Here is a 22,885-nt window from a genome sequence, read left to right on the forward strand (position 1 = left end):
GGTGAAGGTCGTCTTCCGGTGCCGGAACAACGGCTGAAACCGGACGTGTATCAGTCACTGATACGGGCCAACGACGGCGAACCCGCGTCTGAGAGAATTGGTGCGTGATCTCTCGAATCGATCTGCGCGGCGCCGCCCTCCCCGAGGGTCAGGCCCTGCGCTCGCTGCTGCCCCGTGCCGACTTCGACGTCACGGCCGCCCTGGAGAAGGTGCGTCCGATCTGCGAGGACGTGCATCATCGTGGTGACGCGGCGCTGATCGAGTACGCGGAGAAGTTCGACGGCGTACGCCTCACCCAGGTCCGGGTCCCGGCCCAGGCCCTTACGGACGCCCTGGAGCAGCTCGACCCGGAGGTCAGGGCCGCCCTGGAGGAGTCCATCCGGCGCGCGCGGATCGTGCACCGGGCCCAGCGCAGGACCACCGAGCGCACCGAGGTCGCCCCCGGCGGCGTCGTCACCGAGAAGTGGGTCCCGGTCGACCGCGTGGGCCTGTACGCGCCCGGCGGCCGGGCCGTCTACCCGTCCTCCGTGATCATGGACACGGTTCCGGCGCAGGAGGCCGGAGTGCCCTCCATCGCGCTGGCCTCGCCCCCGCAGAAGGAGTTCGGCGGCCTGCCGCACCCGACGATCCTCGCGGCCTGCGCGCTGCTCGGCGTCGACGAGGTGTACGCGGCCGGCGGCGCCACCGCCGTCGCGATGTTCGCGCACGGCACCGAGTCCTGCGCCCCGGCGAACATGGTGGCGGGACCCGGCAACATCTGGGTGGCCGCCGCCAAGCGCCACTTCACCGGCAAGATCGGCATCGACGCCGAGGCCGGTCCCACCGAGATCGCCGTCCTCGCCGACGACACCGCCGACGCCGTGCACGTGGCGGCCGACCTGATCAGCCAGGCCGAGCACGACCCGCTGGCCGCCTCCGTCCTGGTCACCGACTCCGAGGAGCTCGCCGCCGCGGTCGAGCGGGAGCTCGCCGAGCAGGTCGCGGTGAGCAAGCACCGCGCGGAGCGCATCGAGCCCGCGCTGAAGGGCGAGCAGTCCGCGATCGTCCTCGTCGACTCGGTCGAGGACGGCCTCGCGGTCGTCAACGCCTACGGCGCGGAGCACCTGGAGATCCAGACCCGGGACGCCGCCGAAGTGGCCGAAAGGGTGCGGAACGCGGGCGCGGTCTTCGTGGGCCCCTGGTCCCCGGTCTCCCTCGGCGACTACGCCGCGGGCTCCAACCACGTCCTGCCCACCGGCGGTTGTGCCTGCCACTCCTCGGGTCTGTCCGTGCAGTCCTTCCTGCGCGGCATCCACATCGTCGACTACACGCGCGACGCGCTCGCCGAGATCACCCGCCACGTGGTCACCCTCGCCGAGGCGGAGGACCTGCCCGCGCACGGAGCGGCGCTGAAGGCCCGCTTCGAGTGGAAGGTGCCGGGAGACAAGTGACCAGCATCGACGACCTTCCCGTACGGGACGAGCTGCGCGGCAAGTCCCCTTACGGAGCACCGCAGTTGGACGTCGCCGTCCGGCTGAACACGAACGAGAACCCGTACCCGCTGCCCGAGCCGCTCGTCGCGCGCATCGCGGAGCGGGTCGCCGAGGCGGCCCGGAACCTCAACCGCTACCCGGACCGGGACGCGGTCGAGCTGCGCACCGAGCTCGCCGGGTACCTGACCCGGACCACCGGCCACCAGGTCGGCTTCGAGCAGGTCTGGGCGGCCAACGGGTCGAACGAGGTGCTCCAGCAGCTGCTCCAGGCGTTCGGCGGCCCCGGCCGCACCGCCCTCGGCTTCGAGCCCTCGTACTCGATGCACCCGCTGCTCGCCCGCGGCACCAACACCGGCTGGGTCAGCGCCCCGCGCGCCGCGGACTTCTCCCTCGACGTGCCCGCCGCGATCGAGGCGATCCGCACCCACAAGCCGCATGTCGTCTTCATCACCAGCCCCAACAACCCCACGGGCAACGCGGTGGCGGCCGAGGACGTCCTCGCGCTGTACGAGGCGGCCGGCCGGGACGCCATGGTGATCGTCGACGAGGCGTACACCGAGTTCAGCCACGGCGACTCGCTGCTGTCGCTGATCGAGGGCCGCCCGAACCTGGTGATCTCGCGGACCATGTCCAAGGCGTTCGGCGCGGCCGGGCTGCGCCTCGGCTATCTCGCCGCCGACCCGGCCGTGGTCGACGCCGTCCAGCTGGTTCGCCTGCCCTACCACCTGTCGGCGGTGAACCAGGCGACGGCCCTCGCCGCCCTGGAGTACACCGACACGCTGCTCCAGTACGTGGAGCAGCTCAAGGCCGAACGCGACCGTGTGGTCGCGGAGCTGGAGGGCCTCGGCTTCGACGTGACCGTCGCCGACGCCAACTTCATCCAGTTCGGTGTCTTCCAGGACCCGCACGCCGTCTGGCAGTTCATCCTCGACCGCGGCGTCCTGATCCGGGACAACGGCGTGCCGGGACGCCTGCGCATGTCGGTCGGCACCCCCGAAGAGAACGACGCGTTCCTGGACGCGGCCCGCGAAGTGAAGAAGGAGTACGGCGCATGAGCCGCGTAGGACGTATTGAACGTGTGACGAAGGAGACCTCGGTCCTCGTCGAGATCGACCTGGACGGAAGCGGCAAGGTCGACGTGTCGACCGGCGTCGGCTTCTACGACCACATGCTCGACCAGCTGGGCCGCCACGGCCTGTTCGACCTCACGGTGAAGACCGAGGGCGACCTGCACATCGACTCGCACCACACCATCGAGGACACCGCCCTCGCCCTCGGCGCCGCCTTCAAGCAGGCGCTCGGCGACAAGGTCGGCATCTACCGCTTCGGCAACTGCACGGTCCCGCTGGACGAGTCCCTCGCCCAGGTCACCGTCGACCTCTCCGGCCGCCCCTACCTCGTGCACACCGAGCCCGAGAAGATGGCGCCGATGATCGGCGAGTACGACACCACGATGACCCGGCACATCCTGGAGTCCTTCGTCGCGCAGGCCCAGATCGCCCTGCACGTCCACGTGCCGTACGGACGCAACGCGCACCACATCGTGGAGTGCCAGTTCAAGGCCCTCGCCCGCGCGCTGCGCTACGCCTCCGAGCGGGACCCGCGCGCCGCCGGCATCCTCCCCTCGACGAAGGGCGCCCTCTAGCCATGAACGGCCTCGCGACCGTCCTCATCGTCCTCGGCCTGTTCCTGCTCGGCGGCATCTACTCGTTCGTCAAGCAGGGCATGGGCAAGAGCCTCATCACGCTGCTCTCGATCGCCGCGGCCATGTGCCTCGTCGCGGGTGTGCTGCGGCTCGACTACTGGAACTGACCAACTGCCATGAGTGACAAGAAAGTTGTCGTCTTCGACTACGGCTTCGGGAACATCCGTTCCGCGGAGCGCGCCCTCGCCCGCGCGGGCGCCGACGTCGAGATCACCCGCGACTACGACAAGGCCATGAACGCGGACGGGCTGCTCGTGCCCGGCGTCGGCGCGTTCGCCGCCTGCATGAAGGGGCTCACCGAGGCCCGCGGCGACTGGATCGTCGGCCGCCGGCTCTCCGGCGGACGCCCCGTCATGGGCATCTGCGTCGGCATGCAGATCATGTTCGCCCGCGGCATCGAGCACGGCGTCGAGACCGAGGGCCTCGACGAGTGGCCCGGCGCCGTCGAGCCGCTGAAGGCCGACGTCGTACCGCACATGGGCTGGAACACCGTCCGCGCCCCCGAGGACAGCCGGCTGTTCGCCGGCCTCGACGCCGACGAGCGCTACTACTTCGTGCACTCCTACGCCGTCCAGAACTGGGAGCTGGAAGTGCACAACCCCCACCTGCGCGCCCCGAAGGTCACCTGGGCCACGCACGGCGAGCCGTTCGTGGCCGCCGTGGAGAACGGCGCACTGTGGGCGACGCAGTTCCACCCCGAGAAGTCCGGCGACGCCGGAGCCCAGCTGCTGAAGAACTGGATCGGAACCCTCTGATGGCTGCCAAGCTCGAACTCCTTCCCGCCGTCGACGTCCGTGACGGGCAGGCCGTCCGTCTCGTGCACGGCGAGTCCGGCAGCGAGACCTCCTACGGCTCCCCGCTGGAGGCCGCTCTCGCCTGGCAGTCCGCCGGCGCCGAGTGGCTGCACCTGGTCGACCTCGACGCCGCGTTCGGCACCGGCGACAACCGCGCCCTGATCCGCGAGGTCACCGAGGCCATGGACATCAAGGTGGAGCTCTCCGGCGGCATCCGCGACGACGACACCCTCGCCGCCGCCCTCGCCACCGGCTGCACCCGCGTGAACCTCGGCACCGCCGCCCTGGAGACCCCCGAGTGGGTCGCCAAGGTCATCGCCGAGCACGGCGACAAGATCGCCGTCGGCCTCGACGTGCGCGGCACGACGCTGCGCGGCCGCGGCTGGACCCGCGACGGCGGCGACCTCTACGAGACGCTGGAGCGGCTCAACTCCGAGGGCTGCACGCGCTACGTCGTCACCGACATCGCCAAGGACGGCACGCTGCAGGGCCCGAACCTGGAGCTGCTGAAGAACGTGTGCGCGGCCACCGACCGCCCGGTCGTCGCCTCCGGCGGCGTCTCCTCGCTCGACGACCTGCGCGCCATCGCCGAGCTGGTCCCGCTGGGCGTCGAGGGCTCCATCGTCGGAAAGGCGCTGTACGCCAAGGCGTTCACGCTGGAAGAGGCGCTCGCGGCGGTCTCGTCGTGAGCGACGGAAGCGGCACGGGCGGCGTCCGGCGCGTCCAGTCCGGGGCCCCCTGGGAGGAGGAGTTCGGCTACGCCCGCGCGGTCGAACTGCCCAACGGCCTCGTGCTGGTCGCCGGCTGCACGTCGGTCGTCGACGGGGTCATCGCCGAGGGCGGCCCGTACGAGCAGACGGTGACCGCGTTCGGCGTGGCCGTCGAGGCGCTCGGCCGGCTGGGCCTCGGCCGCGAGGACATCGTCCGTACCCGTATGTACCTCACGCACGCGCGGGACGTGGACGAGGTCGGACGGGCCCACAAGGAGCTCTTCGACACCGTCCGACCCGTCGCGTCCATGCTGATCGTCTCCGGCTTCGTCGACCCGTCGCTGGTCGTCGAGGTCGAGGTCGAGGCGTACCGCCAGGGAGCCAGCACATCATGAGCCTCGCCGTACGAGTCATCCCCTGCCTCGACGTCGACAACGGCCGCGTCGTCAAGGGCGTCAACTTCCAGAACCTGCGCGACGCGGGCGACCCCGTCGAGATGGCGAAGGTGTACGACGCCGAGGGCGCCGACGAGCTGACGTTCCTGGACATCACCGCGTCCTCCGGCAACCGCGAGACCACCTACGACGTGGTGCGCCGCACCGCCGAGCAGGTCTTCATCCCGCTCACGGTCGGCGGCGGCGTCCGCACCGCCGACGACGTGGACAAGCTGCTGCGCGCCGGGGCGGACAAGGTCGGCGTGAACACTGCCGCGATCGCCCGGCCCGAGCTGATCCGGGAGATCGCGGAGCGGTTCGGCCGTCAGGTGCTCGTGCTGTCCGTGGACGCGCGGCGCACCGAGTCGGGCACGTTCGAGGTCACCACGCACGGCGGGCGCCGCTCCGCCGGTATCGACGCGATCGAATGGGCGCACCAGGCGGCCGAGTTGGGGGCGGGCGAGATCCTGCTCAACTCGATGGACGCGGACGGTACGAAGGACGGCTACGACCTGGAGATGATCGAGGCCGTTCGCCGGCACGTCACCGTCCCGGTCATCGCGTCCGGTGGCGCGGGCCGCCTCGACCACTTCGCGCCGGCCGTCGCGGCGGGGGCGGACGCGGTGCTCGCCGCGTCCGTCTTCCACTTCGGCGATCTCCGGATCGGCGAGGTCAAGGGGGCGTTGCGCTCCGCGGGGTGTGCGGTTCGGTAGGCCGTTTCGCCGTGGGGGTGGTCGTGCGTCGGCCGCTGCGGCCCGGTGGGGCTTCTCGCGCAGTTCCCCGCGCCCCTGAGGCATGCAGCTGCGCTGCTGCCTCATCGATGAGATGACCCGCCCCGCCCGCGATGAAGACGAGGCGGAAGAGAAGGCGCACCCGCGACCGGTGATTTCGCCGATGCGGAAGGGGCGGCCCGACGCCACCGTGGTCGATGTCAGAGACCACGGCGGCGCCCCGGGACGGGCGCCGCCCCACCGAGAGGACCGCGTCGTGCAGCAGCACACCAGTGCAGCGCCCCCCGCGCACGCCAGACGAGCCGCGAACAGACTCCGCACCCGCCTGATCCGTACCGGACTCGCCGCCCTCCTGGCCGTCGGCGGGCTCGTGACCTCGCAGACCCTGACCGCCCAGGCCGCCGACAACCCCTACGAGCGCGGACCCGCCCCGACGACGTCGAGCATCGAGGCGTCCCGCGGCTCGTACGCCGTCTCGCAGACCACCGTGTCGTCCCTGAGCGTCAGCGGCTTCGGCGGCGGCACCATCTACTACCCGACGTCCACGGCCGACGGCACGTTCGGCGCCGTCGCGATCTCCCCGGGCTACACGGCGTACCAGTCGTCCATCGCCTGGCTGGGCCCGCGCCTCGCCTCGCAGGGCTTCGTCGTCTTCACCATCGACACCAACACCACGCTCGACCAGCCCGACAGCCGGGGCCGCCAACTCCTCGCCGCGCTCGACTACTTGACGCAGCAGAGCTCGGTGCGCAGCCGGATCGACACCAGCCGGCTCGGCGTCATGGGGCACTCCATGGGCGGCGGCGGCACCCTGGAAGCGGCCAAGAGCCGGCCCTCGCTCCAGGCCGCGATCCCGCTGACCGGCTGGAACCTCGACAAGACCTGGCCCGAGGTGAAGACCCCGACGCTCGTCGTGGGCGCGGACGGCGACACCATCGCCCCGGTCGCCACCCACTCCGAGCCGTTCTACCAGAGTCTGCCGAGCTCGCTCGACAAGGCGTACCTGGAGCTGCGCGGCGCCACGCACTTCACGCCGAACTCGTCCAACACCACGATCGCGAAGTACAGCATCTCGTGGCTGAAGCGCTTCATCGACAACGACACCCGCTACGAGCAGTTCCTCTGCCCGCTGCCCGCGTCGAGCCTCACCATCGCGGAGTACCGGGGCAACTGCCCGCACACGTCGTGACGTTCTGACGCGCTGTGCCCGGGCACAGTGTCGTCCGGCGCCGGTTGGGTCCGTTCCCAACCGGCGCCGCGGGCGCGGCGGTCCGCTCGTACGGTGACGTAAGTGACCGCGAGACATGTCCTGTTGCTGACCGCAGCCGCCTACGAGAGCGACCCCGAGGGGGCGCGCGTGGACGGCGGCCTCGTGCTGCGGGCCGCGGCGGCCGCCGGACTCGGCGCGGACGCGCTGGACGCCGCCGAGCGCGCGGGCCTGGAGCGGAGCCCGGACGGGCGGCTGCGGCTCGCCGGGCGGCGGGCGGTGTACGAGGCGGCGCGGCCCGCGCAGCGCAGGGCCGCGCACCGCCTGCTGGCCGAGGCCGCCGCGGGGGAGCGGCACCGGCCGGCGGGGCTGCTGCACCGGGCGCTCGCGGCGCCGTATCCCGACAGCCGGACCGGCGCCGAACTCGCCGCCGCGGCACGGCTGCCGGGCCCCTCGCACGGGGAGCGGGCCACCGCCCTCGCCCACGCGGCGGCCCTCACCGCGGATCCGGCCGTCCGCGCCGACCTGCTGGTGGCCGCCGCGGACCAGGCGCGCCGCGCGGGACGCCCGCACCGGGCGCGCGAACTGCTCGACCAAGTGGGGGAGCTGACGCCGCCGGACGAGGTGCGGGGGAACGCCGCGCTGGTGCACGGGCTGCTCGCCCTGCGCGACGGCCCGATGGCCGACGCCCGCGCCTGCCTGCTGCTGGCCGCCCGGCTCTGCCCGCCGGCCCACGCGCTCGACGCCCGGCTCGCCGCGGCGGAGGCGTCGTGGGCGCTCGGCGACATGGAGGCGTACCGGGAGGACGTGGGGGAGCCGCGGGCGGGAGCCGCCACCGGGCACGACTACGGGTTCGGGATGTCCGCCGCTCTCGACGACCGTTACGCGGCGGGCCGGGCCGCGCTGCGCCGGGTCGTCGCCGGGGCCGCCGACGCGGGTGCCCCGGACGCGCTGCTGCGGGCCGGGGCCGCCGCTCTCGTCGCCGGGGACGTGGACGCCGCCTGCCTTCTCGGCAGCCGCGCCCTCGCCGCCGCCCGCGCCCACGACGCGGGGCCCGAGCTGCCCCGGGCCCTGGAACTGCTCGCGTACGGCGAACTGCGCACCGGGCGGCACGCCCGCGCCCGGGCCCACGCCGAGGAGGGGCTGCGGGCGGCGCGCGCCACGGGGCAGCGCAACGTCCTCGCCCACATGCACGCGATCCTCGCCCTGGTCGCCTCGCTGGACAGTGACGCCGAGACGGTCGCCCGGCACGCGGGGGCCGCGCAGGACGTCGCCGCCCGGCACGGTCTCGTCCAGGCCGCCACCCTCGCCCAATGGGCCCTGGCCCGCGCCGATCTGGCCCGGGGCCGGGTGGCCGAGGCGGCGGCCCGGCTCGGACCGCTCGTGCGGCCGGGGCCGCGGCGCGGCCACTTCGCGGTCCGGATGCTCGCCGTGCCGTGCTTCGTGGAGGCCTCGGCCCTGGCCGGCGACCCGGACGGGGCCCGGGCCGCCGTCGCGGAGTTCACGGTGTGGACCGAGCGGGGCTACGACCCGCAGGCGCTGGCCCAACTGGCCCGCTGCCAGGCGCTGCTGGCCGCCGGCGACCCGGCCCGCGCGGACGCCCGGTTCGCCGAGGCCCTGGCCCGTCACGACCGGGCCGACGGCGACTTCGAGCGGGCCCGCACCGCCGCCCTGCACGGCCAATGGCTGCGCCGCGCGCGCCGGCCCGCCCGCGCGCGGGTGCTGCTGCGCGACGCCCTGGTCGCCTTCGAGCGGTGCGGCGCCACGGTCTGGGCCGACCGGACGGCCGCCGAGCTGCGCGCCACCGGCGAAGCCCCCGGCCATCGCGAACCTCCGGGCAGACTCGCGGAGTTGACCCCGCAGCAGCTGCGCATCGCCCGTTGCGTCGCGGAGGGCGCCACCAATCGCGAGGTGGCCCTGCGCCTGTCGGTCAGCCCGCGCACCGTCGACCACCATCTGCGCAACGTGTTCGCGCAGTTGGGCGTCCGTTCCCGGGTCGAACTGGCCCGCCTCGTGAACCACGCGGAACGGCCTGTCGCGCACTCCTGAGATCCGGTCCCGGCCCCGCGTCCCCGCCCGGGCCGCACCTCACGGATCCGTACGCGTCACGGTGTCGTTATGTCCCGAGGGCTGGAGACCGACCAGACGGTATGTCATTCTCGGGCCCCGGGGCGGCTCAGGCGCGCTCCGGCACGAGCCGACCCGTGGAGGACCGCGATGCCCGTGCACCTCGTACCCCCTCGACCCCGCCCCCGGACCGGACCCCCGCCCGCCGGGTCCGACGCGGTCGCCGTACTGCGTCGCGCCGCGCTCCCGCTCATGGGGCAACTGCCCACGCTCACCGACCGGTTGACGGCCGAACTGCACGCACGGGAACCGGCCTACCGCGCCGCGATCGACGCCGACCCCGGGGACGTACGGCGCGAGGTGCAGCGCTCCCTGCGGCACAGCGTCGCCTCCCTGCTCGACCCCGCCCGCTCCCGCGAGGCCGCCCGGGCCTGCTCCGCCCGCATCGGCGCCGAACGCGCGGCCCGCGGCCTCCCGCTCGACGCCCTGCTGCACGCCTTCCGGCTCGGCGGCGCCCTGGTCTGGCAGGCGCTCGTCGACGAGGTGACCCGGCACCATCCGCGGGACGCGCATCTGCTCGTCCATCTCGCTGCCGACGTGCGGAACTTCGTCGACGAGCACTGTGCCTGCGTCGCCGAGTCCTACCGCCGGGCGGAGCACGAACTGACCTGGCGCCGCGAGAACCGGCGCCGCCTGACGGCCGCGGCCCTGCTCGACGGTGCCACCCGCATCGCCGACCTGCCCGACGCCGCCGCCGCGCTCGGCCTGCCCGAGCGCGGCCGGTACGCCGTCGTGCTCGTCGCGGGCGGCAGAACGGTGGCGCCCGCGCCCACCGGCACCCGGACGGTGTGGCACCCGGCGCCCGACGCCGAGCGCGGCATCGTCGCCCTGGGGGAGTGCGACGTACGGCAACTCGCCGCCGCGTGGCGTGCGTCGACGGACCGGGGGGCCGGCGTACGCGTCGGCGTGAGCTCCGCCGTCGAGGGGCTCGCCGCCGTCGGAGGCGCCCGGCGCCTCGCCGAGACCGCCCTGCGGATCTGCCCCGCGAGCGGCGGCACCGTCCTGCTCGACGACGAACTGCCCGCCGCCCTCGTGGCCGGCGCCCCCGCGCTCGGAGACCTCCTCGCCGACCGGGTGCTCGGCGCGCTGCGCACCCTGCCGTCCGCCGACCGGGCGTTGCTGCTCGACACCCTGACGGCCTGGCTGGACTGCGACGGCTCCGCGCAGCGCGCCGCCGCCCGCCTGTACTGCCACCGCAACACCGTCCTCAACCGCCTGCGCCGCTGCGAACAGCTCACCGGCCGGAGCCTGACCCGCCCCACCGACCTCGTGGAACTCGCCCTGGCGCTGCAGGCGCACCGCCTGCGCCCGCACGACTGACGTCCCGGCCCGCTCCCGGCCCCGGAAGCGCAGGACAAGTTCCGCAATTTTTATTGCGCAACATTTCTTTCGTATCTACGGTGGCGGTATGGCAGGCAAAGAGAGAGACCGCCGCATCACCGACCTGGGCACGCTCAAGGCCCTCGCCCACCCCGTGCGCAGCATGCTCTACCGCGAGCTGAGCCTGCGCCGCGTCGCCACCGCCTCGCAGCTCGCCGAGCACGTCGACGAGGCCGTCGCACTCGTCAGCTACCACCTGCGCAAGCTCGCCGAGCACGGCCTCATCGAGGAAGCCGAGCCGCAGGGCGTCGACGGGCGCGAGCGCTGGTGGCAGCCCGCGTCCGACGGCGTCGAGATCCGCGACGCCGACTTCCGCAGCGCACCCGAGAAGGCCGCCGCGCACACCGCCGCCAGCCGGCTCTTCTTCGAGCAGCGCGCCGACATGTACCGGCGCTTCCTCGACCAGCGGATCGCCTGGGACGACGCCTGGGCCACGGCCCACGAGTCGTCCGAGTCCATGATGCGGCTGACCGCGGCCGAACTCACCGAGCTCGTCGGCGAGATGCGCGCACTGCTGCGCCGCTACGAGGAACAGGGCCGGGCCGCAGAGGACGCCGGGAACACCGAGGGCCGCGAGAACGTCGCGGTGCACACCTACGCCTTCCCGTTCCGGAACTGAGGGCGGCCCGCCATGGCGTCCACCGCCCTGCGGGACACCGCCACCGACGGCACGCCGGCCGCCCACCGCGACGGGAACGTGCTGCGCTGGCTCAGCGCGTACGTCTCGTCCGCCGTCGGCGACAACGTCTACTACTTCGCCCTGTCCTGGGCGGCCGTGCAGCACGGCACCCCCGCCCAGGCCGGCCTCGTCACCGCGGTCAGCGCCGTACCGCGCGCCGTCCTCATGCTCGGCGGCGGAGTGGTCGCCGACCGGTACGGACCGCGCCGCGTCGTCCTCGCCACCAGCGCCGTGCGCGCCGCACTCGTCGTCGCCGCGGCCGCGACCCTGCTCGCGACCAGCCCCGGACTGTGGGCGCTCGGCGCCGTCGCCGTCGTCTTCGGGATCGTCGACGCCGTGTTCCTGCCCGCCGCGGGCGCCCTGCCCGCCCGCATCGCGCAACGCGGCCAACTCGCCCGCGTGCAGGGGCTGCGCGCCCTCGCGACCCGGCTCGCCAACGTGCTCGGCGGACCGCTCGCCGGCCTCGGCATCGCGCTCGGCGGCACGGCCGGGGCGTTCGGCGCCGCCGCGCTGCTCATCGGGGTGTCCCTGCCGCTGCTGATCGCCGTCCGGGACGCCGGACCGCCGCCCGCGGACCGGCAGGAGCGCGCGGCCGTCACGGCCGAACTGCGCGACGGGCTGCGGCACATCGCCCACCACCCCGTCCTGCGGCCCCTCGTGCTCGTCATCGCCCTCGGCGACCTGGGCTTCGTCGGCCCGATGAACCTCGGCCTCACGCTCCTCGCCCACGAGCGCGGCTGGGGCTCGACCGGAATGGGCTGGGTGCTCGCCGGGTTCGGCGTCGGCGCCGGGGCCGCCGCACTCCTGATCACCGTACGGGGACGGGCGCCCCGCGCCGGGCTCGTCACCGGCGTGATGGCCGTGCTGGGCTCCGCGGCGATGGCCCTGCTCGCCCGGGTGCCGTCCGTCGTGGGCGCGGCCTGCGTCGCACTCGCCGTCGGCCTCTCCCTCGGGCTGTGCGGAACCCTGAGCGGGGCGCTGCTGCAGAGCCACGCGGGCCCCGCCTACGTCGGCCGGGTCACCTCCGCCGCCACCCTGGTCAGCTTCGGCGTCGCACCGCTCACGTTCCCCGTGGTCGGGTGGGCCGTCGCGCTGTGGGGAACGGGAGCGGTGTTCGCCGGGTGCGCGGGCGTCTGCGCGCTCGGCGGCGTCGTCGCCCTCTGCTCGGGTCCCCTGCGCCGGGCCGAACTCCCCTGAGGACTGTTCGACGGGAGCGGGGCGCGGACCCCGAAAAGCGCTTCACACCCGCTCGCACCGCCCGGTACGGTCTCGATCGTCTTCCCGCCGCGGGGAGCCCAGGAGCGCCCCGCGGCCCGGCGGTTCCGACGCTGAGAGCAGGTCTTCGTCCATGGCATGTCGTATCGGTGAACTCGTGCTCGGTTGCCGCGACCCCGAGGTGCTGGCGCGGTTCTGGTGCGAGGTCCTGGACTTCGTGGTGCTCGACCGCGAGGACGACGGCACCCTCGAGATCGGCGCACGCGACGGGTTCGGCGGTGCGCAGCCGACGATCATCCTGAGCGCCAGGGACGAGCCGGAGCCGGGGAAGTCCCGGCTGCACATCGACCTCAACCCCACCGACCGCGATCAGGACGCCGAGCTCGAACGCCTCCTGAAGCTCGGAGCGCGCCGGGCCGACATCGGCCAGACCGGCGAGGAACAGTGGCACGTCCTCACCGATCCCGAGGGCAATGAGTTCTGCCTGCTGAAAGCGCGCATCAACCCGCTCTGACGGGACCCGTCAGCCGGTCGCGGCCGGCTGCATCAGCTGGACGAAGTTGCCCACCGTGTCGTCGAGCACCGCCGTGATCACCGGGCCCTGCTCCTCGGGGCCCTGGGTGAAGGCCACGCCAAGCTTCCGCAGCCGCTCGTACTCGGCCGCGACGTCCTCCACCGAGAACACGATGCTGGGCAGGCCGGCCTCCCGCAGCGCCGCGCGGTACGGCTCCGCGATCGGCCCCTGGCCGGGCTCCAGGAGCAGCTCCACGTCCGCCTGGGCGCCGGCCGCCCCCACCGTCGCGAACAGCGTCCCGTCGCCCAGGTCGATGTGCGTCCGCGTCTCGAACCCGAGCACGTCCGTGTAGAACGCGTGGGCCTTGGCCACGTCGTCCACGTAGACGCTGGTCATCGCGAGCTTGATCATGGGGGCCTTTCCGTTGGTGCGTGTGGTGCGTGTGGTGCGTGCCGTGTCTACAGGCCCAGCGCCTTCGTCTCGCTGAGCTGGGTGATGGCCGCCTTGTCGCCCTCCACCTCCACGTCCGCCGCGTCCTGACGGCCGAACGTGTACATCAGGAGCTCCGACGGCTCGCCGGTGACCGTGACCACCGGAGCACCGCGGTGCGCGACCGCCGTCCGGCCGTCCGGGCGGCGCAGCACCAGGCCCACCGGCGCCTTGCGGCCCACGACCCGCGCCATCCGCTCCAGGCGTGACCACAGCACCTCGGCGAAGACCGGGTCGAGCTCCCGCGGCGACCAGTCGGCCTGCGCGCGGCGCACGTCCTCGGCGTGGACATAGAACTCGACCACGTTCGCCGCCTCGTCGATCTGCTTGAGGGAGAACGGCGAGAAGCGCGGCGGCCCCGTCCGGATCAGCTGGATCAGTTCCTCGTACGGCTTCTCCGCGAACTCGCCCTGCACCCGCTCCAGACGCGAGGCGAGCTGCTTGACGAGGGTGCCGCCGGCGGCATCGGGCCGGCGCTCGCGCACCACGACGTGCGCCGCGAGGTCACGGGCGGTCCAGCCCTCGCACAGAGTGGGGGCCTCGGGGCCCGCCGCCTCCAACAGATCGGCGAGGAGAAGTCGTTCACGCTTGGCATGGGTCGACATGGGCGCCAGCCTACGACCGCCTCCCCCGTCCGGACAGTGGACGCCCGCGAAAGGGAACCCGCACGGCGCGGCACAATGGCCCCCATGAGCAGCACGCCCCCCTCCGCCGCCGGCCGCCTCGACCCGGACATCGCCGCGCGCCTGAAGCGCAGCGCCGACGGCCTGGTCCCCGCCATCGCCCAGCAGTACGACACCGGCGAAGTCCTCATGCTCGGCTGGATGGACGACGAGGCGCTGCACCGCACCCTCACCACGGGCCGCTGCACCTACTGGTCGCGCAGCCGCCAGGAGTACTGGGTCAAGGGCGACACCTCCGGCCACTTCCAGCACGTGAAGTCGGTCGCCCTGGACTGCGACGCGGACACCGTCCTGGTCAAGGTCGACCAGGTGGGCGCCGCCTGCCACACCGGCGCCCGGACCTGCTTCGACGCCGACATCCTCCCCGTGAAGCAGTAGGGTCGGCCGCCATGGATCTCGAGACCTTCCGCAAGCTCGCGACCGACCGCCGCGTGATCCCCGTCAGCCGCAAGCTCCTCGCGGACGGCGACACCCCGGTCGGCCTGTACCGCAAGCTCGCCGCCGAACGCCCCGGCACGTTCCTCCTGGAGTCCGCGGAGAACGGACGGTCCTGGTCCCGGTACTCGTTCGTCGGCGTGCACTCGACCGGCACGCTGACCACGCGCGACGGCCAGGCCCACTGGCTCGGCACCCCGCCGGTCGGCGTCCCCGTCGACGGCGACCCCCTCGCCGCCCTGCGCGCCACCGTCGAGACGCTGCACACCCCGCGCTACGAGGGCCTGCCCCCCTTCACCGGCGGCATGGTCGGCTATCTCGGCTACGACATCGTGCGCCGCCTGGAGAAGATCGGCCCGGGGGAGCGGGACGACCTGAACCTGCCCGAGCTGACGATGCTGCTCACCAGCGACCTCGCCGTGCTCGACCACTGGGACGGGTCCGTCCTGCTCATCGCCAACGCGATCAACCACAACGACCTCGACACCGGCGTCGACGAGGCCTACGCCGACGCCGTCGCCCGGCTCGACGCCATGGAGGCCGACCTCGGCAAGCCCGTGCAGTCCGCCCCGGCCGCACTCCCGCCGTCCGAGCTGCCCGAGTTCACCGCGCTGTGGGGCGGCGAGCAGTACCAGGAGGCCGTCGAGGACATCAAGGAGCGGATCCGGGCGGGCGAGGCCTTCCAGGTCGTGCCCTCCCAACGGTTCGAGACCCCGTGCACGGCGAGCGCGCTGGACGTCTACCGGGTCCTGCGGGCCACCAACCCGTCCCCGTACATGTACCTCTTCCGCTTCGACGGGTTCGACGTCGTCGGCTCGTCCCCCGAGGCCCTCGTCAAGGTCGAGGACGGCCGCGCCATGGTCCACCCCATCGCCGGGACCCGGCCGCGCGGCACCACCCCGCAGCACGACCAGGCGCTCGCCGACGAACTCCTCGCCGACCCCAAGGAGCGCGCCGAGCACCTCATGCTCGTCGACCTCGGGCGCAACGACCTCGGGCGGGTCTGCGAGCCCGGCTCCGTCGAGGTCGTCGACTTCATGTCCATCGAGAAGTACTCGCACGTCATGCACATCGTGTCGACCGTCACCGGCCAGGTCGCCGGGGACCGCACCGCCTTCGACGTGCTCACCGCCTGCTTCCCGGCCGGCACCCTCTCCGGCGCCCCCAAGCCCCGCGCGATGCAGATCATCGACGAACTGGAGCCGTCCCGGCGCGGCCTGTACGGCGGCTGCGTCGGCTACCTCGACTTCGCGGGCGACTCCGACACCGCCATCGCCATCCGCACCGCGCTGCTGCGCGGCGGCACGGCGTACGTGCAGGCGGGCGCGGGCGTCGTCGCCGATTCGGACCCGGTCGCCGAGGACACCGAGTGCCGCAACAAGGCCGCGGCGGTGCTCCGTGCCGTCCACACGGCGAACCGGCTCGGCGCCGCCCACGGTGTGAAGTGACCCACGCCTCCCGCCCCCGGGTCACATACACCCGCGCGGACAGGCGATAGTGGAATACGTGACTGCCGTACCGCACCCCCGAACCGAAGCCTCCGAGACCGCCGGGCCGAGCAGCAGCGGCCGGCGCAGTCTCGGCGTCGCCCTGCTCTTCGGGGCCGCGGGCGCCGCGGTCGCGCTGCTCGCGTCCCGGCAGGAGTGGTGCTCCGGCGTCGCCGCCGTCGCGGGGGGCAAGCTCCCGCTGACGGCCAAGGGCAGCGACGTCACGGGCGTCCCCGCGGCCCTCGCCATCGTGGGGCTCGCCGCCCTCGTCGCCGTGTTCGCGGTGCGCCGGGCGGGCCGCGTCCTGGTCGCCGCGCTGCTCGCGCTCAGCGGCGCGGGCGCCGTCGCCGCCGCCGTGCTCGGCGCCGACGACAGCTCCGCGCTCGACGAGAAGGCCGCCCAGGCCTCCGGCGACGCGGCCGGCACCATCGACGCGCTCAGTCACACCGCCTGGCCGTACGTCGCGGCGGGCGGCGGCGCCCTCATCCTGATCGCCGGGATCCTCGCCGTCGTGTACGGCGCGGCCTGGCCCTCGATGGGCGGCCGCTACGAGCGCAGCGGCGCACCCCGGGCCCGCCGGCAGAAGCCCGTCGACCCGGACCGCCCCGAGGACCTGTGGAAGGCCCTCGACCGCGGCGAGGACCCGACGGGCACCGCCTGACCCCGGGTCCGGCCCGTACAGCGCGTACGGGACAATGGAAACGAACGATGCAAGCCCGTGTACGCACGGGCCATTAGTCACGAGGAGCAAGCCATGGCGGACACCAGCCACGGACACACCCCGGCCGCCTGGACCGGAGTCATCATCGCCTTCATCGGTTTCTGTGTCTCCGGTGCCTTCATGGTGATGGGCAGCGTGGCCGGCTTCTGGGCGGGCATCGCCCTGCTCGCGGTCGCCGCGATCGTCGGCGGCGCGATGAGCGCGATGGGCCTCGGCAAGCCGCGCCGTGCCGAGCTGCAGCTCAAGACCGTCCCGGCCGCGACCGCCGGCTCGGAGGCCTGAGCCGCTCGCAGAACGACGCGGGGGCGGTGCGGCGGACTCGCCGCACCGCCCCTTTCGCGTGTCCCCGGGCGCGCAGCCCGCTCCACCGGGGCAGAATTCACGGGTGACCGTCGAGACGACCGACACCGAAGCCGCCCCCCGCACCGGCGCCCTGCGCAGGCTGGCCGTGCCGCTCGGGCTCCTCGGAGCGGTCGCGGCGGCGTTCGCGTACGTCGGCACCGTCGACCCGAACGAGCCCGGCCACTACCCCGCCTGCCCGCTCCTGCAGGCCACCGGCGTCTACTGCCCCGGCTGCGGCGGCCTGCGCAGCGCCCACGCCATCGTGCACGGTGACCTGGGCGGAGCCCTCGGCGCCAACGCCCTGGCCGTGGCCGGTTACGCCCTCTTCGCCGTGCTGTGGACCGTGTGGGCCGTGCGGGCGGCCCGTGGTCGTCCGCTCGGCCTCGGCCTCGGGCGCGTACACCTGTGGACACTCGGCGCGGTCGTGCTGACCTTCACGGTTGTCCGGAACCTGCCCGTCGGTGGCTTCCTGCTCCCTTGATCAACAGCATTTGTCCAGGTAGTGGGATCGCCGTCAACCGGATGCGGAGCCTTCGCCCTCCTCCGGATACCATCACAGTGACCACTCGGTTGCCCAGAGAACCGAACTGCCAGGAAAGGAGTCCCCTCGCGTGAGTGTGCTCGACGAGATCATCGACGGAGTCCGTGCCGACCTCGCGGAACGGCAGGCGCGCGTCAGCCTCGACGAGCTCAAGGAGCGCGCGGCGAAGGCTCCAGCCGCCAAGGACGGGGTCGCGGCCCTGCGCGGCGACGGCGTCAAGGTCATCTGTGAGGTCAAGCGGTCCAGCCCCTCCAAGGGCGCGCTGGCCGCGATCGCCGACCCGGCGGCCCTCGCCGCCGACTACGAGGCGGGCGGCGCGGCCGTCATCTCCGTCCTCACCGAGCAGCGGCGCTTCGGCGGCTCCCTCGCCGACCTCGAGGCGGTCCGCGCCAAGGTCGACATCCCGGTCCTGCGCAAGGACTTCATCGTCACCTCGTACCAGCTGTGGGAAGCCCGCGCGTACGGCGCCGACCTCGCCCTGCTGATCGTGGCCGCCCTCGACCAGCCCGCCCTGGAGTCCCTCATCGAGCGCGCCGAGTCCATCGGCCTCACGCCGCTCGTCGAGGCGCACGACGAGGACGAGGTGGAGCGGGCCGTCGACGCCGGGGCCAAGGTCATCGGCATCAACACCCGCAACCTCAAGGACCTCACGGTCGACCGCGGCACCTTCGAGCGCGTAGCCCCGGACATCCCGGACCACATCGTCAAGGTCGCCGAGTCCGGCGTGCGCGGCCCGCACGACCTCATCGCGTACGCCAACGCGGGCGCCGACGCCGTCCTCGTGGGCGAGTCCCTGGTGACCGGCCGCGACCCGCGCTCCGCGGTCTCCGACCTGGTCGCCGCCGGCGCGCACCCCGCGCTGCGCCACGGACGGGGCTGAGACCCGCACCATGTCCATCGCCGTCCGCCTCGCCCCCGGTTGCCGCCCGCGCGGCTGCCGGGCGCCCGCGCGCAGGGTGCACGGGCGGCGCGTGCGGTACGTCATCGGTGACGAGCCGGGTCAGGTCAACGGCATGCGATGGCAGGGCGCCCTGTAAGGGGCGCGGGAACGGCGCGAGCAACCCAAGACGGTCCGCACTCGACCGAGTACCCACGCCCCCACGGCGATCAGTTGTTTCCACCGACTCACCGTGAGGCTCACGCATGCCCAGCGAGTACTTCATCCCCGACCCGGAGGGGATCGTCCCGTCCGCCGAAGGCTATTTCGGCGCGTTCGGCGGCAAGTTCATCCCGGAGGCCCTCGTCGCCGCAGTCGACGAGGTCGCCGTCGAGTACGAGAAGGCCAAGAACGACCCCGAGTTCGCCCGCGAACTCGACGACCTCCTGGTCAACTACACCGGCCGCCCCAGCAGTCTCACCGAGGTGCCCCGGTTCGCGGAGCACGCCGGCGGCGCCCGGATCTTCCTCAAGCGCGAGGACCTGAACCACACCGGCTCGCACAAGATCAACAACGTGCTCGGCCAGGCCCTCCTCACCAAGCGCATGGGCAAGACCCGCGTCATCGCCGAGACCGGCGCGGGCCAGCACGGCGTGGCCACGGCCACCGCCTGCGCCCTGTTCGGCCTCGAGTGCACCATCTACATGGGCGAGATCGACACCCAGCGCCAGGCCCTGAACGTGGCCCGCATGCGCATGCTGGGCGCCGAGGTCGTCGCCGTGAAGTCCGGCAGCCGCACCCTCAAGGACGCCATCAACGAGGCGTTCCGCGACTGGGTCGCCAACGTCGACCGCACGCACTACCTCTTCGGCACGGTCGCCGGACCCCACCCCTTCCCGGCGATGGTCCGCGACTTCCACCGCGTCATCGGCGTCGAGGCCCGCCGCCAGATCCTGGAGCGCGCCGGACGGCTGCCCGACGCCGCGATCGCCTGCGTCGGCGGCGGCTCCAACGCCATCGGCCTGTTCCACGCGTTCATCCCGGACACCGACGTCCGTCTCGTCGGCTGCGAGCCCGCGGGCCACGGCGTCGAGACCGGCGAGCACGCCGCGACCCTGACGGCCGGCGAGCCCGGCATCCTGCACGGCTCCCGTTCCTACGTCCTCCAGGACGACGAGGGCCAGATCACCGAGCCGTACTCGATCTCGGCCGGTCTGGACTACCCGGGCATCGGCCCCGAGCACGCCTTCCTCAAGGACAGCGGCCGCGGTGAGTACCGCGCCGTCACCGACGACGCGGCGATGCAGGCACTGCGCCTGCTGTCGCGCACGGAGGGCATCATCCCGGCCATCGAGTCCGCGCACGCCCTCGCGGGCGCGCTCGAGGTCGGCAAGGAGCTCGGCAAGGACGGGCTGATCATCGTCAACCTGTCCGGGCGCGGCGACAAGGACATGGACACCGCCGCCCGGTACTTCGGGCTGTACGACGAGGGTGCCGACGCCGAGGTCGCGGCCGACGCCGCCGACACCGCGGAGATCGAGGGGGACGCCAAGTGAGCGGCAACATCCAGCTGTTGAGCGACACCCTGGCCGCTGCCAGGTCCGAGGGCCGCTCCGCCCTCATCGCCTACCTGCCCGCCGGTTTCCCCACGGTCGACGGCGGCATCGCGGCGATCAAGGCCGTCTTCGACGGCGGCGCCGACGTGGTCGAGGTGGGCCTGCCGCACTCCGACCCGGTGCTCGACGGCCCGGTCATCCAGACCGCCGACGACATCGCGCTGCGCGGCGGCGTCAAGATCAAGGACGTCATGCGCACGGTGCGCGAGGCCCACGAGGCCACCGGCAAGCCGGTCCTCGTCATGACGTACTGGAACCCCATCGACCGCTACGGCATCGAGCGGTTCACCGCCGAGCTCGCCGAGGCGGGCGGCGCCGGCTGCATCCTGCCCGACCTGCCCGTGCAGGAGTCGGCGACGTGGCGCGAGCACGCGGAGAAGCACGGTCTCGCGACCGTCTTCGTCGTCGCGCCCAGCAGCAAGGACGAGCGCCTGGCCACCATCACGGCGGCCGGTTCGGGCTTCGTCTACGCCGCCTCGCTGATGGGTGTCACCGGCACCCGCGAGTCCGTCGGCAACCAGGCCCAGGACCTCGTCCGCCGCACCAAGGCCACCACCGACCTGCCGGTCTGCGTCGGCCTCGGCGTCTCCGACGCCCGGCAGGCCAAGGAGGTCGCCGCCTTCGCGGACGGCGTCATCGTCGGCTCGGCGTTCGTGAAGCGGATGCTGGACGCCGACGACGAGGCCGCCGGTCTTGACGCGGTCCGCGCCCTCGCCGGTGAACTCGCGGCCGGCGTACGGGGCGACGCGTAGCAACGTCCCTCATATGGGTGGAAGTGGGACCGGGGAGGCACGCTCGTGCCTCCCCGGTTCGTTTGGGCGGGTGTGAGCGAGAAGAACCGTGAGGGAAAGCGAACGGCCCGCGAGCGGCTGGCCGTGGAGCGCGAGAAGCAGAAAGCCGCCGAGAAGCGGCGCCGGACCCTGATCGTGGGCGCGGCCGTCGTCTGTGTGCTGGGGCTGGCCGCCGTGATCGGCGTGGCCGCGGCGAATTCCGGTGACGACAGTTCCGGCGGCTCGTCGGATGCCGTGGTCGCGCCGAAGGGAGCCACCGGCAAGGACGATCTGGCGATCCCCGTCGGCAAGGACAGCGCCAAGTCGACGCTCACGGTGTGGGAGGACTTCCGCTGCCCCGCGTGCAAGTCCTTCGAGGACAACTACCGTTCGACGATCCATGAGCTGACCGACGCCGGCCAGCTGAAGGTCGAGTACCACACGGTCACGCTGATCGACTCGAACATGGGCGGCAGCGGCTCCCTCCACGCGGGCAACGCGGCGGCGTGCGCCCAGGGCGCGGGCAAGTTCCCCGAGTACCACGACGTGCTGTACGAGAACCAGCCGGAGGAGACCAAGGACACCTTCGCCGACAACGGCAAGCTGATCGACCTGGCCGGCAAGGTCGACGGGCTGGTCACCGACACCTTCAAGTCCTGTGTGGACGACGGCACGCACAACGGCTGGATCAACAAGTCGTACAAGGCGTTCCAGGACGGCGGCTACCAGGGCACCCCGACGGTCCTGCTCAACGGCAAGAACATCATGGACGACCAGACCATGACGCCGGACAAGCTGAAGAAGACGGTGCAGGACGCCGACAAGTAGGCCCTTGTTATGGAGACGTAGCCGGGCTGCTGGACGTGTCCGCGGCCCGGCACGGTAGCGTCGACCCTGCCATGGAACTTGCCTACATTCCCAGCCCGTCGCGCGGGGTCATCCATCTCGGACCCATCCCGCTGCGCGGCTACGCGTTCTGCATCATCATCGGCGTCTTCCTGGCCGTCTGGCTGGGCAACAGGCGCTGGATCGCCCGCGGCGGGCGGGCCGGCACGGTCGCCGACATCGCTGTCTGGGCGGTGCCGTTCGGCCTGGTCGGCGGGCGTCTCTACCACGTGATCACGGACTACGAGCTGTATTTCAGCGAGGGCCGTGACTGGGTGGACGCCTTCAAGATCTGGGAGGGCGGCCTCGGTATCTGGGGCGCCATCGCGCTCGGCGCGGTGGGTGCCTGGATCGGCTGCCGCCGCCGTGGCATCCCGCTGCCCGCCTGGGCCGACGCCCTCGCGCCGGGCATCGCCCTCGCGCAGGCCGCCGGCCGCTGGGGCAACTGGTTCAACCAGGAGCTGTACGGCCGGGAGACGCATCTGCCGTGGGCCCTGAAGATCACCTCGGACACGGACGGGCGGGTGCCCGGCACGTACCACCCGACGTTCCTCTACGAGTCCCTGTGGTGCATCGGCGTCGCGCTGCTGGTCATCTGGGCCGACCGCAGGTTCAAGCTGGGACACGGGCGGGCGTTCGCCCTGTACGTGGCGTCGTACTGCGTGGGCCGGTTCTGGATCGAGTACATGCGGGTCGACGACGCGCACCACATCTTCGGTCTGCGCCTCAACAACTGGACCGCGCTGATCGTCTTCGTGCTCGCCGTGGTCTACCTGGTGGTGTCGGCGAAGACGCGACCGGGACGCGAGGAGATCGTGGAGCCGGGTGCCTCCGACGAGGACGGGGACGGCGCTTCCGGCGCAGCCGAGGAGCCGGCCACGGCGGATGCCGATGCCAAGGCCGAGGCCGACGCTGATGGCGGTGCGGATGGGGTTGCCGATGGCGATGGCGCTGTGAAGAGTGCTGACGCCGGGGCCAAGGACGAGGCCGGGGCCAAGAAGGCCTGATTGGTTTTCGCCGTACGCTCGTAAGGGCGCCGAACCGTCTCTGGTTCGGCGCCCTTCTTGGTGC

The 22,885-nt window shown here is 72.9% G+C and carries 27 protein-coding genes; 25 read left to right on the forward strand and 2 right to left on the reverse strand.

Annotated features, from left to right (window positions below; all coding sequences use genetic code 11):
- The first annotated feature begins 104 nt into the window (after window positions 1-104).
- From hisD to ACQUQD_RS30010, 14 genes are all read left to right on the forward strand, one after another.
- Window positions 105-1,430 carry a histidinol dehydrogenase gene (hisD, locus tag ACQUQD_RS29945; protein WP_428955261.1) on the forward strand — a complete coding sequence of 442 codons (1,326 nt, stop codon included), beginning with the start codon at window positions 105-107 and terminating at the stop codon, window positions 1,428-1,430.
- Complete coding sequence (locus tag ACQUQD_RS29950; RefSeq protein WP_428955262.1) at window positions 1,427-2,527, forward strand: histidinol-phosphate transaminase; 1,101 nt, start codon at window positions 1,427-1,429, stop codon at window positions 2,525-2,527. The genes hisD and ACQUQD_RS29950 overlap by 4 nt, the downstream gene beginning before the upstream one ends.
- Window positions 2,524-3,117, forward strand: coding sequence for an imidazoleglycerol-phosphate dehydratase HisB (gene hisB / locus ACQUQD_RS29955; protein ID WP_026246354.1), 594 nt, complete (start codon window positions 2,524-2,526; stop codon window positions 3,115-3,117). Before ACQUQD_RS29950 ends, hisB begins: the two co-directional genes overlap by 4 nt.
- A 2-nt stretch (window positions 3,118-3,119) precedes the next feature.
- Complete coding sequence (locus ACQUQD_RS29960) at window positions 3,120-3,284, forward strand: hypothetical protein (protein ID WP_428955263.1); 165 nt, start codon at window positions 3,120-3,122, stop codon at window positions 3,282-3,284.
- 9 nt (window positions 3,285-3,293) lie between these two features.
- Window positions 3,294-3,932: an imidazole glycerol phosphate synthase subunit HisH gene (hisH, locus tag ACQUQD_RS29965; protein WP_428955264.1), complete on the forward strand. Its 639-nt coding sequence runs from the start codon at window positions 3,294-3,296 to the stop codon at window positions 3,930-3,932.
- The gene (gene priA / locus ACQUQD_RS29970) at window positions 3,932-4,660 is read left to right on the forward strand and encodes a bifunctional 1-(5-phosphoribosyl)-5-((5-phosphoribosylamino)methylideneamino)imidazole-4-carboxamide isomerase/phosphoribosylanthranilate isomerase PriA (protein ID WP_428955265.1); all 729 of its coding nucleotides are present in this window, start codon (window positions 3,932-3,934) and stop codon (window positions 4,658-4,660) included. The genes hisH and priA overlap by 1 nt, the downstream gene beginning before the upstream one ends.
- On the forward strand, window positions 4,657-5,076 hold the full coding sequence (locus ACQUQD_RS29975; protein ID WP_428955266.1) for a RidA family protein: 420 nt from the start codon (window positions 4,657-4,659) through the stop codon (window positions 5,074-5,076). The genes priA and ACQUQD_RS29975 overlap by 4 nt, the downstream gene beginning before the upstream one ends.
- Window positions 5,073-5,828: an imidazole glycerol phosphate synthase subunit HisF gene (hisF, locus tag ACQUQD_RS29980; protein WP_428955267.1), complete on the forward strand. Its 756-nt coding sequence runs from the start codon at window positions 5,073-5,075 to the stop codon at window positions 5,826-5,828. The genes ACQUQD_RS29975 and hisF overlap by 4 nt, the downstream gene beginning before the upstream one ends.
- A gap of 274 nt (window positions 5,829-6,102) precedes the next feature.
- Complete coding sequence (locus ACQUQD_RS29985; RefSeq protein WP_428955268.1) at window positions 6,103-7,035, forward strand: alpha/beta hydrolase family protein; 933 nt, start codon at window positions 6,103-6,105, stop codon at window positions 7,033-7,035.
- A 102-nt stretch (window positions 7,036-7,137) separates the two neighbouring features.
- Window positions 7,138-9,102: a LuxR C-terminal-related transcriptional regulator gene (locus tag ACQUQD_RS29990; RefSeq protein ID WP_428955269.1), complete on the forward strand. Its 1,965-nt coding sequence runs from the start codon at window positions 7,138-7,140 to the stop codon at window positions 9,100-9,102.
- Window positions 9,103-9,270: 168 nt separating this feature from the next.
- Window positions 9,271-10,500: a PucR family transcriptional regulator gene (locus tag ACQUQD_RS29995; RefSeq protein ID WP_428955270.1), complete on the forward strand. Its 1,230-nt coding sequence runs from the start codon at window positions 9,271-9,273 to the stop codon at window positions 10,498-10,500.
- Window positions 10,501-10,588: 88 nt separating this feature from the next.
- The gene (locus ACQUQD_RS30000; protein ID WP_428955271.1) at window positions 10,589-11,179 is read left to right on the forward strand and encodes an ArsR/SmtB family transcription factor; all 591 of its coding nucleotides are present in this window, start codon (window positions 10,589-10,591) and stop codon (window positions 11,177-11,179) included.
- Between the two features lie 12 nt (window positions 11,180-11,191).
- Complete coding sequence (locus ACQUQD_RS30005; RefSeq protein ID WP_428955272.1) at window positions 11,192-12,436, forward strand: MFS transporter; 1,245 nt, start codon at window positions 11,192-11,194, stop codon at window positions 12,434-12,436.
- 151 nt (window positions 12,437-12,587) lie between these two features.
- On the forward strand, window positions 12,588-12,968 hold the full coding sequence (locus tag ACQUQD_RS30010) for a VOC family protein (protein WP_428955273.1): 381 nt from the start codon (window positions 12,588-12,590) through the stop codon (window positions 12,966-12,968).
- Between the two features lie 9 nt (window positions 12,969-12,977).
- Here ACQUQD_RS30010 and ACQUQD_RS30015 read toward each other — a convergent pair whose 3' ends face one another.
- Together ACQUQD_RS30015 and ACQUQD_RS30020 are read right to left on the reverse strand one after the other, a co-directional pair.
- Window positions 12,978-13,379 (reverse strand): VOC family protein, encoded by a 402-nt coding sequence (locus tag ACQUQD_RS30015; protein ID WP_428955274.1) that lies wholly within the window; start codon window positions 13,377-13,379, stop codon window positions 12,978-12,980.
- 47 nt (window positions 13,380-13,426) lie between these two features.
- Entirely contained in the window at window positions 13,427-14,062 is a 636-nt protein-coding gene (locus tag ACQUQD_RS30020; protein ID WP_428955275.1) for a TIGR03085 family metal-binding protein, read from the reverse strand.
- An 84-nt stretch (window positions 14,063-14,146) separates the two neighbouring features.
- Between ACQUQD_RS30020 and hisI the strand changes: the two genes are divergently transcribed.
- From hisI to lgt, 11 genes are all read left to right on the forward strand, one after another.
- The gene (gene hisI, locus ACQUQD_RS30025; RefSeq protein ID WP_428955276.1) at window positions 14,147-14,518 is read left to right on the forward strand and encodes a phosphoribosyl-AMP cyclohydrolase; all 372 of its coding nucleotides are present in this window, start codon (window positions 14,147-14,149) and stop codon (window positions 14,516-14,518) included.
- Between the two features lie 11 nt (window positions 14,519-14,529).
- Entirely contained in the window at window positions 14,530-16,023 is a 1,494-nt protein-coding gene (locus tag ACQUQD_RS30030) for an anthranilate synthase component I (RefSeq protein ID WP_428955277.1), read from the forward strand.
- Window positions 16,024-16,072: 49 nt separating this feature from the next.
- Window positions 16,073-16,723: a TIGR02234 family membrane protein gene (locus tag ACQUQD_RS30035; RefSeq protein WP_428955278.1), complete on the forward strand. Its 651-nt coding sequence runs from the start codon at window positions 16,073-16,075 to the stop codon at window positions 16,721-16,723.
- A 93-nt stretch (window positions 16,724-16,816) separates the two neighbouring features.
- Window positions 16,817-17,065 (forward strand): HGxxPAAW family protein, encoded by a 249-nt coding sequence (locus ACQUQD_RS30040; protein WP_428955279.1) that lies wholly within the window; start codon window positions 16,817-16,819, stop codon window positions 17,063-17,065.
- Between the two features lie 103 nt (window positions 17,066-17,168).
- Window positions 17,169-17,606, forward strand: coding sequence for a DUF2752 domain-containing protein (locus ACQUQD_RS30045; protein WP_428955280.1), 438 nt, complete (start codon window positions 17,169-17,171; stop codon window positions 17,604-17,606).
- Between the two features lie 130 nt (window positions 17,607-17,736).
- Window positions 17,737-18,546, forward strand: coding sequence for an indole-3-glycerol phosphate synthase TrpC (gene trpC / locus ACQUQD_RS30050; protein ID WP_428955281.1), 810 nt, complete (start codon window positions 17,737-17,739; stop codon window positions 18,544-18,546).
- 10 nt (window positions 18,547-18,556) lie between these two features.
- Complete coding sequence (gene trpM, locus ACQUQD_RS30055; RefSeq protein ID WP_428955282.1) at window positions 18,557-18,703, forward strand: tryptophan biosynthesis modulator TrpM; 147 nt, start codon at window positions 18,557-18,559, stop codon at window positions 18,701-18,703.
- A gap of 106 nt (window positions 18,704-18,809) precedes the next feature.
- Window positions 18,810-20,099: a tryptophan synthase subunit beta gene (gene trpB, locus ACQUQD_RS30060; RefSeq protein WP_428955283.1), complete on the forward strand. Its 1,290-nt coding sequence runs from the start codon at window positions 18,810-18,812 to the stop codon at window positions 20,097-20,099.
- Window positions 20,096-20,911: a tryptophan synthase subunit alpha gene (gene trpA / locus ACQUQD_RS30065; RefSeq protein ID WP_428955284.1), complete on the forward strand. Its 816-nt coding sequence runs from the start codon at window positions 20,096-20,098 to the stop codon at window positions 20,909-20,911. Before trpB ends, trpA begins: the two co-directional genes overlap by 4 nt.
- 72 nt (window positions 20,912-20,983) lie before the next feature.
- A complete protein-coding gene (locus tag ACQUQD_RS30070) occupies window positions 20,984-21,757 on the forward strand; it encodes a DsbA family protein (RefSeq protein ID WP_428955285.1) in 774 nt (257 codons plus the stop codon).
- 71 nt (window positions 21,758-21,828) lie between these two features.
- On the forward strand, window positions 21,829-22,821 hold the full coding sequence (lgt, locus tag ACQUQD_RS30075; protein ID WP_428955286.1) for a prolipoprotein diacylglyceryl transferase: 993 nt from the start codon (window positions 21,829-21,831) through the stop codon (window positions 22,819-22,821).
- Window positions 22,822-22,885 lie beyond the last annotated feature (64 nt).

The sequence above is a fragment of the Streptomyces sp. cg35 genome (assembly GCF_050410835.1).
GTDB lineage: Bacteria > Actinomycetota > Actinomycetes > Streptomycetales > Streptomycetaceae > Streptomyces.